Origin of the sequence: Pandoraea pnomenusa (assembly GCF_000767615.3) — a bacterium.
Lineage (GTDB): Bacteria > Pseudomonadota > Gammaproteobacteria > Burkholderiales > Burkholderiaceae > Pandoraea > Pandoraea pnomenusa.
Genome location: NZ_CP009553.3, coordinates 4,295,271 through 4,310,789 on the forward strand (window position 1 = coordinate 4,295,271; position 15,519 = coordinate 4,310,789).

Below are 15,519 nucleotides of genomic sequence, written 5' to 3' on the forward strand. Positions count from 1 at the left end.
CCTGAGGACCTGAATCATGGTTGCCGCGACTTCCGCTTCCCCACTGCTGCGCCCGACATCTGGGAAACCATCCGTTTCTACGCAACAAACGCCGCGAGAAGCCGCCATGCATAGGCTGCTCGAGGGACTGAGCCATTCGAACCATCAAACCGCGACGATGGCGGCGCGTGAGCACATCACGTGGTTGGGCGACGCCAACGTCAGCGATCAGGTGGGTCATTGGGAGGAATCACTTCCGGTGCTGCTTAACGGCATGCTTCGGGGCGACAAATGCAGCGAATACATTTGCAAGGCACTGATGCGCGTTGCACTTGACAACGAATCGCTGCGTCCGGTGATCGAACAATACGCCCACGAGTTCACCCATTGTCTGATCGCCAACCGGGATCTCAGTGACGACGGCTATGTGCCGACGCCGGCCCCGCCAACGACCGAGACGCTTGCCGATGTCATCAATGAATTCCGCTTCACCAATGCGCCTGAGATTCTGTATCTGGCCGGTTCCCATGCCCAAAAAAAAGGCGACTTGCGAGAAGAGGCACGGATTCACCTGGCGCTGGCTCGGGACACCAACGCATGGGCGCTGACGGACGTCACCCCGTACAACTTTCGCGATGAGGCGCCTGAAGCACAGGAACCGAAACTTTTGACCTGGGCGGACAAGGAACAAAGCCATTTCCTTTGGAACGAAACCCGTCTCGTGACGTTCAATGAGATCGGCCCATATCTGAGCAGGCGAGGCTTTCATGGAAGCAGTACCAGCCGACGCGACGCTATCGCACTCCAGATCAGCGGTCCAACCAATGTTGGAGAAGCCGCCCAAAGTGCGGACGTATCGCAGAAGTCACTAATAAAGGCCATCAAGTCGGCAGGCTTTGACGTTGGGGCGGCAGACGTCTATACCTGCGATCGCGTGCCTGACCTGTCCTTTGTACCGATTAACCTTCAAGAACACTGGTCGCTTCTGATCATTCAACGGGATGGCGCACATGCCGTGGTGTTCGACTCGAACCTGTGCGATGCGCATGCCCTGGCGTTCGATACGGGGACGCCGGAAGCCGCTGGCGCTCGGAACGCGATACCCGAGGGATCCTCTGCCGGCAGCCAGCCTCTTGTCCCCAAATCACCTAATCCCAAACGCCAGGCGGCGTATGACGCACTGTTCGGCTCGTTAATAAAACTTGGCGTGAAGCAAACGCGGCTGACTGGCGGAGCGTTGCAGCGGGACACGCCTAACGCCTGCGGGGTCCTGATGGCGGCTGCCGCCTTGGAACTGTCCAACACGAGCGCTCAAACCTGGATCACGGCGCTGGATCTGTACATTGAAACCCTCTCGCGAAGGACAGCACAAACGGCAACGCATGATATCCAGCGACGACGTGGTGAGTTGCTCGCCGACGCCCTCGACGCCCTACGGGGTCTCTGACATGAAAGTGTCGCGCCGATGCCCGCCTCTTCCGGTGCCACGCGACGCGTATGGAGCCGATCCCACACAGCCTGACGCAGTGAGCGCTGCGCCCGACGGCCGCCGCTACGCGTCTCTGCCGGAGATTGCCGAAGCGCCTCGCGCGCTCAATGCCTGGCGCCACCGAGACAGGGCAGCCGATCTGACACCGCCCCCGTTTCGACCGGTTACCGATACGCAATCGTGGCGTCCCTCCCCTCCACGCCTGGGACCATTGCTGGAATTGATGCTACGTGAGGCCGTGGATGAAGGACTGCTGTCGTTGATTCGATCATTGCAACCGCCCCAACCGATGAAGCGAAGGGCGCGACGGGCCGTGGGGATTTCGGATTCACGGCGATCGGGCATGGCGTTCGACGACGTCTCAACGGCGTCGTCATGGGCGTCCGGCCCCTATGACGTCAATCCCTTGCCAAGTGCCTCCCGGATGGTGCCGTCGCGCACGCCGGGGAAGCTCACACCGCTCCATCTCGCCTGTACCGACGCTCAGGTGATGGATCGGCTGATAGCGCGGGGCGCGGATGTCATGGCATCGACTGACGACGGCCTCACACCGCTTCACCTCGCGGCGTGCACGTCCAATCTCGGATGCGTGCAACTATTGATCAGGGCAGGCGCCAGTCCGTGGGCCCGCGATGCACGTGGCTACACGCCGCTCGACTATGCAGCGCGCAAGGGCGCTGACGACGTCTGCCACGTGTTGCGCGCGGCACAGGCGGCTGCCCGCCGAACGCCCCGCGACTGACCACCGGATCGACGGGCTCAAGCGGGCACGGCGAGCCGCTCACACTCACGCATGCGTTCGGCATGAAGCCGATGTGCCCGCGCGTCCAGTCGATCGAGCAATTGTTGAATCCGCTCGCCGCGCTCGGACAACGCGAGTGCGCGCAGCCATAATCCCTGAATTTCAGGCTGCGTCATCGTACGCTCGAGATACCAGCCATCGATGGCCCGACAGATTGGCAACGCGCGAGGGTTGGCGCAGGCTTCCACCACTGCGTTGGTCAGCGATTCCGCGAATGGAATGCGCATGAGCGTAACGTCGCGCGTTGCCATGGTGATATGCAGGATCGCGTGAATCCCCACACTGCGCAAGACCTCCGAGCGACGTTGAATCGCGTTGAGATGTTCGTGCCACCGTCTGCGCCTCGACGCCAGACGATTCGAACGGATAAGCATTTGCCGGATGAGTGTGGCCTGCACCGCGCGAAGGATTTGTACCAGCAGAACCTGGCGGCACTTTTCGCGCGCTGCGCGACGGTCGCGGCGTAGCGGCTCGAATACCGCCATCACGCCGTTCAGCCACCATGATCTGCAAGGCTCCAGCGGCATGCCGTGCGAAGCGAGCATCGCTTCAATACCGGCACGCATCGCCAACAGGTCTTGCCAGGATGCGCTGCCCAGCGTTTGCAAGACGTTCGCCTTCACGGCGTGAAACACCTGGCCGTTATTGCCACACTCGCGCAGTTGCATGCGGACCATCACGTCGAGAGCCGTCCGGCACGCATCCTGGCCATTGCCCCGACCCGACTCCGGAATGGCCGTTGCTTCCCGCAACATGTGCGTCAGAAATACGCGGACGGCCGCGCGGACGTTTCGAGAATGCAGTTGCGAGCGCCCGGCCGATCTCGCGCAACGGGTGTCGCCCTGGGTCTTGATGAACACCGGCATAAGGGCCGTATGTCCTGCCGCCCGGCCGCCGGCGCACCGCTTCTTCCCGGGCGAGATCAGCATCTTCCATCGCCAGCCTTCCACGAGCCGGCTCATGAAACGCGGCCGATCGGGTGAGCGGCGCCGAACCGGTGCGCCGCCTGGCGTACCGAGGCAGCTCGCGTCCGATTCGACACGGCGAGCAGCCGCAGCATCGCAGAGACGTGCATCTTTATCGAGGTTTCCGAGGTTGACAGTCGCGTGGCAATCTCACTGAAGCGAAGGCCTTCGCCGACGAGCGCCAGCACTTCCGCCTGACGCGGCGTGAGAAGCGCCATGCCGCATTCAGCGCACAGTGCCCCGCGATCGGCGGGGGGAGCATCCCAGTCTCCGGCCGAGATGCACCGCTCTCCGGCAAGCACCCGCCGTAGCGTGTCAATGAAGACGCTGCCGTTCGACGATTGATGAATCACGGCTGCGGCGCCGCAAGCGAAGGCATCGTCGACATCCGCTTGACGGCACGTCGAACACATGACAACGATCGGAACGTCAGGGCGCTCCGCCGCAATGCGGCGGAGCAACTCGGCCCCTTCGATCCCGGGCATGTGGTAGTCAGTGACGATGACGTCGATGCTTGCAATGCGGCTCATGAGAATCAACGCCTGGACCGACGTCGGCATCAGGAGTAGCCGTGCGTGCGGCATGCGTTCGCGAATCACGGCGGCGAACGCCTCACGGACCATGGCGTGATCGTCCAACAAGAGTATCGTCTTCATGGAATCGAGCATTTCCGGGTTGATCGGTACCAGAGGCCCCTCCACGGCCCCATCTCAGCCGTCGGCGCTCAATTCGTCCTGCCAGCACGTTTCGACGAAATTGCGAAATGTCAGTCCGACATTCACGCCACGCTCGGCAGACATGATGCGCATATCCAGGCGAATCCCTGCTACGGCCAGCGTATCGTCGACGTCGATGATTTCGACGTCGTGCGACGGCATATGAACGCTGGCCAGCGTCAGGAGCTTCGATACGCCCTCCGCAGGCGGCATCACCAACGGTGCCCGAATCTCGATGAGTTCGTACTCGGGCTCGCTGAGTATCAAGGCGGTGCCGCAGCTCAGGAACAACTGCATTTCCTCGTCTTCGGCTTCGTCTGGCCAATAGTCCGCCGATTCCGCTTCGTAAATTCCCTGAGCGACTTCGTGGAATGCCGAACTGAACATTGATTCCCCCCTTTTTTGTTAGTCGTGAAGTGCGCGCGCCAGTCCATCTTCCTCGCCACCGGCGCCAGTTCGCTTGGCATTGGAAGCGGCGAAGGGCCCGCCCGAGTTGATCATCAGTCCCATGGCGCCGGTATTGCTCTTTGTAATCTCCAGCGTGCCGCTCTCGAGTTGCGTCGTCCGCAACACGTTCTGTTGGTGCGGGGTGAGCACCGCATTGGGCTTGGGTGCGTCGCCCTTCTTCATGCGCTCAAGCATGATGGCCGACTTGACCTCGACGTCACACTGCCCGGTGCGGTCCTTCCCGCTCTTGCAGTTGAAGGCCGGCACCGCACCGATCCGATAGGCGAGCTCCTGCAACCGGGACGCCAGCTTGTAGGGGTCACCGCCGTCCTGGTGATGCAGCTTGTTATCCACAATCTCCCGGATCTCCCGGCGCAGCGTGATGACCCGATCGAAGTGCTCGCTCTGCGGATTGCTTCGCAAAAAGTCCTGTGTCCACCCCATCAGCGTACCGAGCGACGCGTCGTTGATGCGGTCGGACGTATCCCATCCACCGATAAGCCCTTGCAAGCTTGACGGTCCGAGAAAAGCGAACGAGTTCACCCCGACGCTGAATGGGAGGATCTCCACCTTGACGCGGATGGGCGAGTCACCAAAACCCTGCACGAAGATGTATCCGTTCTTCTGAGACGCTTGATTGATCTCCTGCCAGGCATCCACTTGCGTCTTGAGATATGCGGCCTCCTTGGTTGCAATACGTGACGGGCTCATGAGCGATGTCGACGTCATGCGCAATACCGGCACCTTTCCGGCTTTTGCCGCTGCGACCAGGTCCGGCCGCAGATCCAGCGCCGCTTTGATCGTTTCGCCCGCCCGCACGTGCGACGCGTGTTTGCGTCCCGCGGCGTCCTTGATGTCGGCACCGATCGTCGCAGAGCGCACACCGGCGAAGAGTTCCTTGCCATCGTTGTCGACCAGACGGGTCTGCATCAGGTTGACGGCGTGATCGTTCCGGTCGCGCTCGGACGAGCAAATGCCGTTGACGCCGGACGCCTGATAGCCGCCCTTGAGCGGTGTGAGATGCGCCGCAGGCGTTTGCACGGAAGTAAATGTGCCGTCATCGAAGTTGAGCGCCCGGGAGAGCACCGGCCATTCGCGATGGTTCAGCTGATGGATGGCCATCCTGTGGAATGCCTCCTGCGCTTCGCGACGCCCCATTCCCGCGTTGATCAGGTCTTTGATGAGTCGCCCGGGATACGCGGCGCCCTGAGCAATTTCCCGCTGTGTCGCATGTCGCTCGCCGCCGGCGAGCACTGGCTCCGGCGTCAATGGAAACTTGGAGAGATCGAGCTTCGCGTTCTTGGCGACGGCCAGGGCGACCTCGTGACGCCAATGGTTGAGTTCCTTGAGTCTGGAGATGTCGCGGGTGGAAACCGCTTTCCCCGGCGACGGCAATGCGGCGGGGGTCGCCACGTCGGGCGCCGACTCGCGCACCTGTGGCTCATCGATCTGAACAACCGCCGTCTTGATCGTCTCGTACCCGGGGATCTTGCCGTGACGCCACACCGTTGCCTTGGGTTTTACCTGACCAGCGTCACCGATTGAAGTCCGTTCTGTCACTGTGCGCGACGTTGTGGCAGGCGGCTTTGGCGAACCGGCTCGCGGCTCGATTCTCTTGTCCCCGTGCATCACGGTGCGGCCATTCAGGATCCCCTTGGCCGTCTTGAGGGCAGCTGCCGCGAACGCGCTGAACAGCGAGATATTCAGGCTTCCTGCGCCATTCACCGAATTGCTTGTCGTCATAGTGCGATTCCCCGGTTCGATTCAGTTTCTGTTCATCGGCCGATCTCGAACACCGCCCCGCAGGCACAGCGCTCATCCGGCTCCTGGACTGAGTAACCATGGAAAACCCGGCGTTCCCACAAAAAATTTCGCAGACGCTGGAACCCGAACCGGCGGTCCGTTACATAGCGAGCGAGACCAGATAAGCCAGGGCGCCTCCGGCGTCCTTGCAACCAAAATGACCGATAAAGAAATCGACTACATCCTGAGCCGCTCAGAAGCGCTCATCGAGCAGGCGTTCGCCCTGAAAGACAGGGCAGATGCCATGCGACGCGCCTTCGGATTCTCCGTCGAGCACTACGACGAGGAGTTGGCACGAGCGTTTCCTCCCCACGTACTGGCAGCCGCAATGGCCGTCGAGCGTGCCCATGTGGAAGAGGCCAAGGCCAATGCCGAGGCCTTGATCGCTGCACAGGCAACGAAGCCGTCGCCATCCCAGTCATCCCCCGGACGCCCCCGAATGAAACGAATTCACCGGTTCGCCAAAGTCTGAGGCGAACTAGTTCGTAGCCGTTCACTTTCAACCCGACAGGAGTCATCAATGCCGACCGCCACTTCCGCAACATCCGCGGCTTCCCCCGCTTCGAACTATTCAATTGACTTTGGCACTGCCGATGTGGGTTACATCTACACCGCCGTTGCGCTGCAGACCAGCGACACCAACACGGCGCTCATGATCAACCAGGCAGAGGGGATGCAGTCGCGTAACAAGCAGATCAACGAACTGCGCATGCTCAAGACCCGCCTGCAGGCCTGCAACCCGAACAATAAGACCGGCACCGATTTCGAGCCGCTGTCGTCCCTGCCGAAGGGGGTTTACGACCCCACCCTTTACACCGCCGAGTGGGGCAAGCAAGACACCCTCTTCTACGATTCGCTCAAGTTGAAGACCGATCTGGCGGCAGCAGGTTTCGTCCCCAAGGACGGTGGCACTCGTGGTCCGGACAGCTCACACGTGTCTGACGCCACGTTCGATCAGATGAATGACTGGTTGAGCCAGATCTCCAATCAGATCGACAGCCTGACGAGTACCACGTCGACCGACAGCATCTACCTGCAGCAATTCCTGAACAAGTCAACGAATGCCATGGAGCAGGGGAGCAACGTTCAGAAGAAGGTCTACGACACCAAGTCCAGCATTACTCGGAACATTGGCGCATGAACCCGCCCTCCCTCGCCAGCGTCGATGAGTCCGCTTCGGGAACCGACGCGGCGACGAGCGCCGCCATGCGAATCCTGGCGCATTTCGAGTCGTTCGGCACGTTCGGCGACTTGTGCGGGTACACACAGCAAGAAATGGACGCGCTGTATTCCGTGGGCTATGCGCACTATCGCAACGCGAGATACCAGGCGGCGCACGACATATTTGCGTTTCTTGTTCAGCACGATCACCTTGATCGTCGTTACCTCCACGCATTGGCGGGCGCACTGCAAGCGCTCGGCAAGTACACGGACGCGATCAAGTTCTACGGTCTGGCGCTCGGCTATGACATCGACGACACATCCGTCATCGTTCCCATGGCCGAGTGTTTTGCCCGAAGCGGGGACCGCGCCACGGCGCTCGAGTGCCTGGACGCGTTGTTGGCGCTTCACGCCCAAACCCCGCAAGACCCGGCGCTGGTATCACGCGCCGAAGCCCTGCGCAGTTTGTTGAATGCCGACCGGCAAGGAGAACGAACGTGAGTTCAATCAACGAATCGAATAACAGTCGCGACGCAGTGTCGCGTTACAGGCGCAGCGCCGACGTCAAGTCCGCGCAAAAGCGCGACGGCGAATCCCAACCGGGAAACAAGGCGGGGTTGACCGTCGGGAAGGATGCCGGCAGTTCGGTCCCCGGACTCGGCGATCCGTCTGTGCCCGAGATACCGGAGGCAGTGTTTGCCACCACGGCGGACGGTCTCGCGTTGATGCTGACCTCCATGCTGTCGAAGACGTCGGACGTGATGGTGCAAAGCGCCGCCACCGACATGTGCCTTGCCACGAAGCGGCGCAATTCGCAGAATGCCGAGCGCGAGCAGAAAGTCGCGGAAATGCGCCGAAAGAACGCAGAGGCCGCGGAAAAGAACAACAACCCGATTCTGAAGATCTTTAACAAGATCTTCAGTGGCATCGGCTACGTGATCGGCATGGCTGCACTGACATTTGCCACGGTGCTCACCCTGGGCGCCACCGCCCCTCTGTTGGCCGCCGCCGTGTATGGATCCGGCAAGCAGATGGCCGAAGGCACCTTCGATTTCTCGATGACCAAAGCCATGCAGGTCGGCGTAACGGACGCGCTGGTGGGCATGGGCATGTCGGAAAAGGACGCACAGGACATCGCCAAGATCGCCGTGGGCGTGGGCATGGCCCTGACGGTCATGGGGCTCATCGTGGCGCCCGACGCCATCGGCGACATGGCGGGCGGTGCCGCCAGTCTCGCGGGGGCAAACGATACAACCGTGATGGCGATCCAGGCGGCGGTGTCCGTTGCCGTCACCATCGCTGTCGCCATCGCCATGACCGTTGCTTCAGGCGGCACCGCGGCCGGTGCCATGGCCGCGCAGATCAGCCAGAAGATCTCAGCGGCGGTACTGCGAAGCGTCGATATCGCCAAGGCCGCCTACGGCATCGCGCAGGGCGGGTTGTCAGTCGCCAACGGCGGCGTCGGTATTTCCGTGGCACTGAACAGGCGCGACGCCTCGGAGTTCGAGGCCCAGCTCGCCGAACTGGCTGTCGCACTCAAACAACTCGCGCAACTCGATCAGAACAACAAAGAGATCATCGAAACCTACATGGGTCTGCGTCCGAGAATGTGCGAAGACATGTCAAACCTGATCAAGACCTCTGGCGAGATGAGCTCGCAACTTAGCGCCAATCTTGCGTAACGCCGCGCTCGCACGAACGCCCCATCTTCGAGGAATGTTCCATGAATACGATCAACGAACGAAAGAACACCGCACTCTCGGCCAGAATGGCAGATATTGCTGCGCAGGAGCACGACAAGCAGAACGGCACCAAGCCGCGCTCCCATGGCCATCATGGCAACCACGCTGCACGCGCGCTCACCGGGGTGAGCGACACGTCGCGCACCGCGGCGACGTCCGAGCTCTCGGACGCCACGCTCTCCGAGAGCTCACTGCCTCACGGTTCCGCCGAATCCGGGAAACGCACCTTTCTTGGCATCCAGATCAACCATCTGCGTTATGTGCCTGCGCCCGAGATCACGCTCGACTCGCCGAACGTGAGTGCCGCGGTCGACACTTTGCCCAAGGAGCCCTTGAGCTTCGCCGCCGTGATCGTCACGCTGAAGAACATGATGCAGGCGCAGAAATCGTGGGACCGGATGCAACGTACCGCCGGCTTCACGGTGCAGATTCAGGGATTGCAGAGCGCCGCCGAAGAAATTCGGAGTTCGGCGAAGATGCAGTTCGCCGCCAGCATGACACAGAGCGTCACTCAGGTGGCTGCGGGCGCCGCGCAGATGGGCATGTCCGCGGGTGCGTTGCGCATGACAAAGACGGAGATCAGCCTCGGCCGCAAGGCGTCGGACCTCAGCGCGAAGATCGAAGCCGACCCGAGCCTCAAATGCGCGTCGGCCAAGACGCTGGCAAATCTTGAAGACGGCTCGTCGCTGGCGCACGGGAAGGCTGCGCATTGGAACAACGTTTCGCAGGGCGTTGGGGCATCCGGGCAAGGCATCGGTGGGCTCGGGTCAGCGCCGATGCAATATGAATCGCAGATGGCCGATGCACGCCGTGCCGATCAGGAAACGGCGGCCAAACGAGGCGAAGCCCTGTCATCCCAATCGTCGGAATCGATGCAGTCGGAGAGTGATGTCATCCGAAGCCTCGACGAAGACCTCAAGTCCCTGCTGATGACGCCCCTGGAAGCCCAGCGCCGCGTCAATGCGAACATCGCCTGATCCGCCATGTCCGACATCATTGGTCGGTACGGAATCGCCGTGTCCCACGAGGACATGGCGATGGTCCGTCAAACGCTCGAGCGGGAAACGACGCGTGCCGCGCACAACCCGCATCTTCTGGCGACGGTCTATGCCCTGGCCTATCAGTTGCTCTCGGTGCAGAAGCTCGCAAAGGCGCATCGCTATTTCCTGCTGCTCGCGCAGTGGGCGCCCACCAACACGACCTACTTGAGAGCGCTCGGACGTGTTCAGTTCCTCCGAGGGCAAAGCTACGAAGCCCTGAACACCTTTTCGATGTGCGTAGCTTTCGGCGACGTGACACCCGAACTGGGTGTGTGCATCGCGGAGTGCCACCTCGCGCTGGATCAGCGTGCGCAGGCGGCGTCCGTGCTCTACGAGGTTCAGGACGCGTGCACTGACATCCCGGAACATGGGGCCCTGCTCGAGCGTGTCAACGCCATGGTCGACCTCATCGTCAGCGGGCAACAGCAATGAAACGCGAAACCCAGAACCTCGAGCTTGCGAGCGATGAAGTGCGTCTGCTCACCGAAATCGCGGTAGTGGCCATTGGTCGCCGCGATCCGGACCGCGCCCGACAGTTGTTCGCGGCGCTCTGCGAGCTGCGTCCGGATGTCGATTTTCCTTATATCGGACTGGCTCTCGCGCTGATGAGCGGCGGTCGGGCGGCAGACGCCGTCAAGTTGCTCGAGGAAGCGGACCGGCGGTTTCCCAACAATGCCGCGATTCAAACGCATCTCGGCATGGCCTTGCTTCTGAACGATCGCCGCACGCACAGCACAGCCATGCTCAACCGCGTTGTGCGTCGCCGGGATATCGGCCAACAGGACAAGCGTCTGGCTCGCGCGCTGCTTCTCCAGCCAATCCCCTCTTACTCGACTCATTAGGAGCCATGCGATGACATCAGCGATCAGTGCGATCACTGCGACGTCGGCCGAACCGGTGGCGGCGGCCGCCCTTCCGACCGCTCCTGCCGATGGCGCGGCGGTCCTCCAGTTCCGTAGCGCGCTTTCGCAACCGGACGTGAGTGCGCCAGCCCCCGTCGACGCCGCCCGCAATGCGGCGACCGTCAGCGCCGCCGGGAATACGCCGTCGGTATTTGGTGATCGCGTGCTGGCGGGCCTTCAGAGCGTATCGGACTCGTTTCGGCACCAGAACGCAACGCTCACCGCTCTGTCCACGTATCCGGGGCTGTCAATGACCGGCGTATTGCAACTTCAGGCAGACATTGCGCGCTTCTCCCTGCAGGTGGAAATGCTCGGAAAGATTACCGGCAAGGCGCCGCAACAGCTCGATCAACTTTTGCGCATGCAATGATGTCCACTGCCATTTCGCGCGCCCGTCTGGGCGCAGTCGCCTTACTGCTGGCCACCGCTGTAGCCTGCACGTCTCGCGTGGAATTGCTGTCCGCACTTCCCGAAAACGATGCCAACGAGATTCTGAGCACGCTGCTCAACGCGGGGATCAATGCCGAGAAGCGCGCGAACAAGGAAGGCTTTACGGTCAACGTGGACCCATCGCAGGTCGCTTCCGCCATGTCGGCGTTGCACGCGCAAGGACTGCCTCGCGACCCGTACGTGAGTATCGGTCAGGTGTTTCGCAAGGACGGATTGATTTCGTCGCCGCTCGAGGAACGCGCCCGCTATCTGTATGCCTTGTCCCAGGAACTCGCCTTCACGCTCACCAAGATCGATGGCGTGCTTACCGCGCGCGTTCATATCGTGCTTCCCGAGCGGATCGGCAAAGATGAAGCCGTCACACCGTCGTCGGCGGCCGTATTCATCAAGTATCGCGACGATGTCGCCGTCGACACGTTGCAGCCGCAGTTGCGCAAGCTCGTGTCCAACAGTATTCCCGGACTGTCCGCCGACAAGGTCTCGTTCATTCTCGTGCCTGCCGCCCCCATCACACGCACGGTGACGCCCGCGGCCCAGAACGCGTCGGGCACGTCGGGCGCCATGCTGGCGCTAATTGCCGGTCTGGCGCTCGTGGCCCTTGCTTCGGCCGGCGCTCTGACGTATGTGCTCATCGGCAGGCGATGGGACCGCTTTCTCGAAACACTGGCGGCACGCCTGCCCGGGCGCCGTGCCAAATCCGCAAGCGCCGAGGCGCAATAGTGCCCACGTTGACCGATGCCCAATGGCAGTCGATCGCCAAACGGTCGCCCGATGACATCCCGGCGCTCATGGCCTTCCTTCACTGCCCGGCCGCGCAGGCAATACCTGAGCGTATCTCGCAGGCGCTGGCCGTGCCGCTCGAATGCACCACGGCGATACCCGCACACGATGGGGTCCTGTGGTCCCGCCGGCTGCTGCAACACTTCCGGCAGACCGATGGCAAGGTGGCGCTGGTCGATGGTGAGGCCTTGCGCTATGCCAGCCAGTCGGAGAACACATGGCGCCGCATGGCCGCATACCTCGGGGCCAGACGCTTGGCACGGGCGCTGGCCCGGCGGGTGCAACGTTCGCAACTGGAAGTCGTACTGGATCTGGCAGGCCCCGACGCCCTGCAATTTGCTCGCCGTCCGTTGCTGGACGACCCGCTCGTGCTCGATGACACACAGGAATGGTCGAACGAGCAGATCGCGGCTTGTCTGATGCCGGGAGGCCTGGCGTGTCTTCAGAGATCGTTCGAAGCGCTCCCGCCCGCGCTCGCCTGGCGTGGCCGCCTGCGCCTGCCCGCGCCCCCTGACACCGAAAACCATACGGTGCCGCCGGCAGAGGTGCTGTGGCCCATATGTCTTGCGCTCGCCAAGGAGTTGAACAGTTCATGGTTTTCCTGATACCGGTCCTGCGCGCCGAAAGGCGCGATGATGCGGATGAATCGGTGGCGCCCGTGCGGATCGGCACGCATACCGGCGTCATTCCCCGCGAAATGGTGCAAACCTTCGCTGATGCCCAGTCGGCACTCGCCTCGGCGCGTGACGAAGCCGCACGTCTTGCCCGCGCCGGCCAGGCGGCCTATGAAGCGGAACGGCGTCGCGGCTACGAAGATGGCCTGGCGCTCGCTCGCGAGGAGCAGGCGGAACGAATGATCGAAGTTGTCGGGCGTACGGTCGATTACTTCGAGAATGTGGAGCAGCGTGTTGTCGCGCTCGTTACCGACGCGGTGCGCCGCATCACGCTCGATGCCCCCGATGGGGCGCGCGTGCTCGCCGTCACCCGCAGCGTGCTGTCCGTCGTGCGCAACCAGAAGCAAATGACGCTGCGCCTGAATCCGGGCCAGATCGATGCCGTTCAGGCCCACCTCAACGATCTGCTGGTCGCCTACCCGGGCACTGGATACATCGACCTGGTCGCCGACTCTCGCATCGCGCCCGACGCGTGCATGCTCGAATCCGAGATGGGCTTTGTGGAGGCGTCGCTCGAAGGCCAGCTCAACGCCATGAAGAAAGTGTTCGAGCGTGTGCTGGGCAACGACCGCGAACCTGCCGTCGAGCGCGCCACCTCATGAGGCAGTACGACTACATTCTCGACCTGATGAGCCTTGCGTTGCAGGACGCCACGCTGCTTCAGGTACGCGGGCGGGTCACGCAGGTCGTGGGGACGATCATCAAAGCCGTGGTGCCCACCGTGAAGATCGGAGAGGTATGCCTGCTCAGAAATCCCGGGGAAGCGGAAGCGCTCAAGGCCGAGGTCGTCGGCCTTACCCGCGAGGCAGCGCTGCTCACGCCAATCGGCGAGCTCTACGGCATCTCGGCGGCGACTGAAGTCGTGCCCACCGGCCGGGCCCACATGGTGCCGGTAGGTAACGGCCTGCTCGGGCGCGTACTCGACGGTCTTGGGCAACCGCTGGACATCGCAACCGAGGGCGCCCTGGTGCCCGACACGTACTACCCCGTCTACGCGGACGCCCCTGACCCCTTGCGCCGCCGCATCATCGACCGCCCGCTCAAGCTCGGCGTGCGCGCGCTCGACGGTCTTCTGACCTGCGGGGAGGGGCAGCGCATTGGCATTTTTGCGGCGGCCGGGGGGGGCAAGTCGACGTTGATGGGAATGCTCGTCAAAGGCGCAGACGTCGATGTCACGGTTATTGCGCTGATCGGCGAGCGCGGACGCGAAGTCAGGGAATTCATCGAGAACGAGCTCGGTCCGGAAGGTCGGGCGCGTGCCGTCATTGTCTGCGCAACGTCCGACAAATCGTCGATGGAGCGCGCCAAGGCGGCCTATGTCGCTACCGCCATTGCCGAGTTCTATCGGGATCAGGGCAAGAAAGTCCTCTTCCTCATGGACTCGGTCACGCGCTTCGCCCGTGCCTTGCGTGAAATTGGTCTCGCGGCGGGGGAACCTCCGACGCGCCGCGGTTACCCACCCTCCGTCTTTGCCACTTTGCCCCGCCTGATGGAGCGCGTGGGCATGAATGACAAGGGCTCGATTACCGCAATGTACACGGTGCTGGTCGAAGGCGATGACATGACCGAACCGGTGGCCGACGAGACACGTTCGATTCTGGACGGCCATGTCGTGTTGTCGCGCAAGCTGGCTGCCGCGAACCATTATCCGGCCATCGACGTACTGGCCTCGGCAAGCCGTGTCATGAGTGCAGTGGCTGATCCCGCTCACCTGAAAGCGGCCGGCAAGTTCCGTGAATTGTTGGCGAAGTACGCGGAAATCGAGCTGTTGGTGAAGATCGGCGAATACCAGCCAGGCGCGGACGCCATTGCCGACGAAGCCATCGCAAAGCACGACGCGATGCGTGGATTTCTGCGACAGCGCACCGACGAGTTCGAAACGTTGGATGCCTCGATTTCGAAACTCGACGACATCGCGTTCGGCAGGTAACCGCCCGAAATGATGGCATGACACGTCGTCCGAGGATTCGATGCTGAACGAGATATTGATCATCAAACGCCACCGGGAATCGAAGGCGGAGCGCGAGGTCAGCCGCTCCCGGATCGCTCAGGCACAGGCGGCCAGAGCGGTGCAGGAGGAAACCGAAGCGCTGCGCACCCTGGAGATCGAGCACACCCGTCGTGAGAAGGCGATGTACGCGGACCTGTGTGCCCGCATCGTGAAGTTGACCGACATCCAGAACGTATGTGCTTCGGTGGCACAGATGCATGAAGCGCAGACTCGCCAGGACGACGTCATCCACGAATGCAGCGCACATCTCGCGCAGTGCGATGAACAGCTCGATCAGGCCCGGCAAGATCTGCAAAGCGCCATGCGCAAGGTCGAGAAATACGTGCAGATACTCGCGACACTGAACGAAGAGATCACCGTGCAACGGGAGCGCGGCGAGGAAACCGAACTGGAAGAAAGTGCAAATGTCATCTTTGGCCGCCACGCGGCCGAGCGTTCCGCGGACAACTGAGCCAGCACGACATTCAACAAGAAGCCGGGCGATCAGGCATTACCGAGAAAAATCATGGAGACTTCCAGAAACGGGTTCGCGGCGTTCCCGCCCCCGGGCAGCGTGTC

The 15,519-nt window shown here is 62.1% G+C and carries 19 protein-coding genes; 15 read left to right on the forward strand and 4 right to left on the reverse strand.

What is annotated here, in order from left to right:
• Positions 1 to 16 precede the first annotated feature (16 nt).
• Both LV28_RS43115 and LV28_RS49025 read left to right on the forward strand, forming a co-directional pair.
• Positions 17 to 1,426, forward strand: a complete 1,410-nt coding sequence (locus tag LV28_RS43115; protein WP_115344486.1) for a Ulp1 family isopeptidase — start codon at positions 17 to 19, stop codon at positions 1,424 to 1,426.
• A gap of 385 nt (positions 1,427 to 1,811) precedes the next feature.
• On the forward strand, positions 1,812 to 2,210 hold the full coding sequence (locus tag LV28_RS49025) for an ankyrin repeat domain-containing protein (protein ID WP_058371689.1): 399 nt from the start codon (positions 1,812 to 1,814) through the stop codon (positions 2,208 to 2,210).
• A 17-nt stretch (positions 2,211 to 2,227) separates the two neighbouring features.
• On the opposite strand, the gene LV28_RS43125 is transcribed toward LV28_RS49025, so the two are convergent.
• The 4 genes from LV28_RS43125 to LV28_RS43140 all read right to left on the reverse strand — a co-directional run bounded on the left by LV28_RS43125 (position 2,228) and on the right by LV28_RS43140 (position 6,141).
• A complete protein-coding gene (locus LV28_RS43125; RefSeq protein WP_147291611.1) occupies positions 2,228 to 2,938 on the reverse strand; it encodes a hypothetical protein in 711 nt (236 codons plus the stop codon).
• Positions 2,939 to 3,228: 290 nt separating this feature from the next.
• Positions 3,229 to 3,903: a response regulator transcription factor gene (locus LV28_RS43130; protein WP_058371691.1), complete on the reverse strand. Its 675-nt coding sequence runs from the start codon at positions 3,901 to 3,903 to the stop codon at positions 3,229 to 3,231.
• A 42-nt stretch (positions 3,904 to 3,945) separates the two neighbouring features.
• A complete protein-coding gene (locus LV28_RS43135; RefSeq protein WP_038620143.1) occupies positions 3,946 to 4,338 on the reverse strand; it encodes a hypothetical protein in 393 nt (130 codons plus the stop codon).
• A gap of 18 nt (positions 4,339 to 4,356) precedes the next feature.
• Positions 4,357 to 6,141, reverse strand: a complete 1,785-nt coding sequence (locus LV28_RS43140) for an inositol phosphate phosphatase SopB (RefSeq protein ID WP_038620142.1) — start codon at positions 6,139 to 6,141, stop codon at positions 4,357 to 4,359.
• A 217-nt stretch (positions 6,142 to 6,358) separates the two neighbouring features.
• Between LV28_RS43140 and LV28_RS43145 the strand changes: the two genes are divergently transcribed.
• From LV28_RS43145 to sctO, 13 genes are read left to right on the forward strand one after another with little or no spacing between them, the layout of a single operon-like run.
• A complete protein-coding gene (locus tag LV28_RS43145) occupies positions 6,359 to 6,673 on the forward strand; it encodes a hypothetical protein (RefSeq protein WP_023597365.1) in 315 nt (104 codons plus the stop codon).
• 48 nt (positions 6,674 to 6,721) lie between these two features.
• Positions 6,722 to 7,342, forward strand: coding sequence for a hypothetical protein (locus tag LV28_RS43150; RefSeq protein ID WP_115344485.1), 621 nt, complete (start codon positions 6,722 to 6,724; stop codon positions 7,340 to 7,342).
• Positions 7,339 to 7,863 carry a SycD/LcrH family type III secretion system chaperone gene (locus tag LV28_RS43155; RefSeq protein ID WP_023597367.1) on the forward strand — a complete coding sequence of 175 codons (525 nt, stop codon included), beginning with the start codon at positions 7,339 to 7,341 and terminating at the stop codon, positions 7,861 to 7,863. The genes LV28_RS43150 and LV28_RS43155 overlap by 4 nt, the downstream gene beginning before the upstream one ends.
• On the forward strand, positions 7,860 to 9,044 hold the full coding sequence (gene sctE, locus LV28_RS43160; RefSeq protein ID WP_038620138.1) for a type III secretion system translocon subunit SseC family protein: 1,185 nt from the start codon (positions 7,860 to 7,862) through the stop codon (positions 9,042 to 9,044). Before LV28_RS43155 ends, sctE begins: the two co-directional genes overlap by 4 nt.
• Before the next feature lie 41 nt (positions 9,045 to 9,085).
• Positions 9,086 to 10,081, forward strand: a complete 996-nt coding sequence (locus LV28_RS43165; protein WP_023597369.1) for a hypothetical protein — start codon at positions 9,086 to 9,088, stop codon at positions 10,079 to 10,081.
• Positions 10,082 to 10,087: 6 nt separating this feature from the next.
• Positions 10,088 to 10,576 carry a hypothetical protein gene (locus LV28_RS43170; protein WP_023597370.1) on the forward strand — a complete coding sequence of 163 codons (489 nt, stop codon included), beginning with the start codon at positions 10,088 to 10,090 and terminating at the stop codon, positions 10,574 to 10,576.
• On the forward strand, positions 10,573 to 10,986 hold the full coding sequence (locus tag LV28_RS43175; RefSeq protein WP_023597371.1) for a tetratricopeptide repeat protein: 414 nt from the start codon (positions 10,573 to 10,575) through the stop codon (positions 10,984 to 10,986). The genes LV28_RS43170 and LV28_RS43175 overlap by 4 nt, the downstream gene beginning before the upstream one ends.
• A gap of 10 nt (positions 10,987 to 10,996) precedes the next feature.
• Positions 10,997 to 11,416, forward strand: a complete 420-nt coding sequence (gene sctI / locus LV28_RS43180) for a type III secretion system inner rod subunit SctI (RefSeq protein WP_038620136.1) — start codon at positions 10,997 to 10,999, stop codon at positions 11,414 to 11,416.
• On the forward strand, positions 11,413 to 12,216 hold the full coding sequence (sctJ, locus tag LV28_RS43185) for a type III secretion system inner membrane ring lipoprotein SctJ (RefSeq protein WP_023597373.1): 804 nt from the start codon (positions 11,413 to 11,415) through the stop codon (positions 12,214 to 12,216). Before sctI ends, sctJ begins: the two co-directional genes overlap by 4 nt.
• Positions 12,216 to 12,881 carry a hypothetical protein gene (locus LV28_RS48860; protein ID WP_038620134.1) on the forward strand — a complete coding sequence of 222 codons (666 nt, stop codon included), beginning with the start codon at positions 12,216 to 12,218 and terminating at the stop codon, positions 12,879 to 12,881. The genes sctJ and LV28_RS48860 overlap by 1 nt, the downstream gene beginning before the upstream one ends.
• Positions 12,869 to 13,552, forward strand: a complete 684-nt coding sequence (locus LV28_RS43195) for an HrpE/YscL family type III secretion apparatus protein (RefSeq protein WP_052408632.1) — start codon at positions 12,869 to 12,871, stop codon at positions 13,550 to 13,552. Before LV28_RS48860 ends, LV28_RS43195 begins: the two co-directional genes overlap by 13 nt.
• Positions 13,549 to 14,880, forward strand: a complete 1,332-nt coding sequence (gene sctN / locus LV28_RS43200) for a type III secretion system ATPase SctN (protein ID WP_023597376.1) — start codon at positions 13,549 to 13,551, stop codon at positions 14,878 to 14,880. Before LV28_RS43195 ends, sctN begins: the two co-directional genes overlap by 4 nt.
• A 40-nt stretch (positions 14,881 to 14,920) precedes the next feature.
• Positions 14,921 to 15,412, forward strand: a complete 492-nt coding sequence (gene sctO / locus LV28_RS43205) for a type III secretion system stalk subunit SctO (RefSeq protein WP_023597377.1) — start codon at positions 14,921 to 14,923, stop codon at positions 15,410 to 15,412.
• Positions 15,413 to 15,519 lie beyond the last annotated feature (107 nt).

Excerpts from the sequence above, each read along its gene's own strand:
- LV28_RS43130 (WP_058371691.1), bottom strand. The coding sequence starts at position 3,903 with ATGCTCGATTCCATGAAGACGATACTCTTGTTGGACGATCACGCCATG.
- LV28_RS43170 (WP_023597370.1), top strand. The coding sequence starts at position 10,088 with ATGTCCGACATCATTGGTCGGTACGGAATCGCCGTGTCCCACGAGGAC.
- LV28_RS43175 (WP_023597371.1), top strand. The coding sequence starts at position 10,573 with ATGAAACGCGAAACCCAGAACCTCGAGCTTGCGAGCGATGAAGTGCGT.
- LV28_RS43140 (WP_038620142.1), bottom strand. The coding sequence starts at position 6,141 with ATGACGACAAGCAATTCGGTGAATGGCGCAGGAAGCCTGAATATCTCG.
- sctI (WP_038620136.1), top strand. The coding sequence starts at position 10,997 with ATGACATCAGCGATCAGTGCGATCACTGCGACGTCGGCCGAACCGGTG.
- LV28_RS43150 (WP_115344485.1), top strand. The coding sequence starts at position 6,722 with ATGCCGACCGCCACTTCCGCAACATCCGCGGCTTCCCCCGCTTCGAAC.
- sctN (WP_023597376.1), top strand. The coding sequence starts at position 13,549 with ATGAGGCAGTACGACTACATTCTCGACCTGATGAGCCTTGCGTTGCAG.
- LV28_RS43125 (WP_147291611.1), bottom strand. The coding sequence starts at position 2,938 with ATGCAACTGCGCGAGTGTGGCAATAACGGCCAGGTGTTTCACGCCGTG.
- LV28_RS43165 (WP_023597369.1), top strand. The coding sequence starts at position 9,086 with ATGAATACGATCAACGAACGAAAGAACACCGCACTCTCGGCCAGAATG.
- LV28_RS43195 (WP_052408632.1), top strand. The coding sequence starts at position 12,869 with ATGGTTTTCCTGATACCGGTCCTGCGCGCCGAAAGGCGCGATGATGCG.
- LV28_RS49025 (WP_058371689.1), top strand. The coding sequence starts at position 1,812 with ATGGCGTTCGACGACGTCTCAACGGCGTCGTCATGGGCGTCCGGCCCC.
- LV28_RS43115 (WP_115344486.1), top strand. The coding sequence starts at position 17 with ATGGTTGCCGCGACTTCCGCTTCCCCACTGCTGCGCCCGACATCTGGG.
- LV28_RS43155 (WP_023597367.1), top strand. The coding sequence starts at position 7,339 with ATGAACCCGCCCTCCCTCGCCAGCGTCGATGAGTCCGCTTCGGGAACC.
- LV28_RS43145 (WP_023597365.1), top strand. The coding sequence starts at position 6,359 with ATGACCGATAAAGAAATCGACTACATCCTGAGCCGCTCAGAAGCGCTC.
- sctO (WP_023597377.1), top strand. The coding sequence starts at position 14,921 with ATGCTGAACGAGATATTGATCATCAAACGCCACCGGGAATCGAAGGCG.
- sctJ (WP_023597373.1), top strand. The coding sequence starts at position 11,413 with ATGATGTCCACTGCCATTTCGCGCGCCCGTCTGGGCGCAGTCGCCTTA.
- LV28_RS43135 (WP_038620143.1), bottom strand. The coding sequence starts at position 4,338 with ATGTTCAGTTCGGCATTCCACGAAGTCGCTCAGGGAATTTACGAAGCG.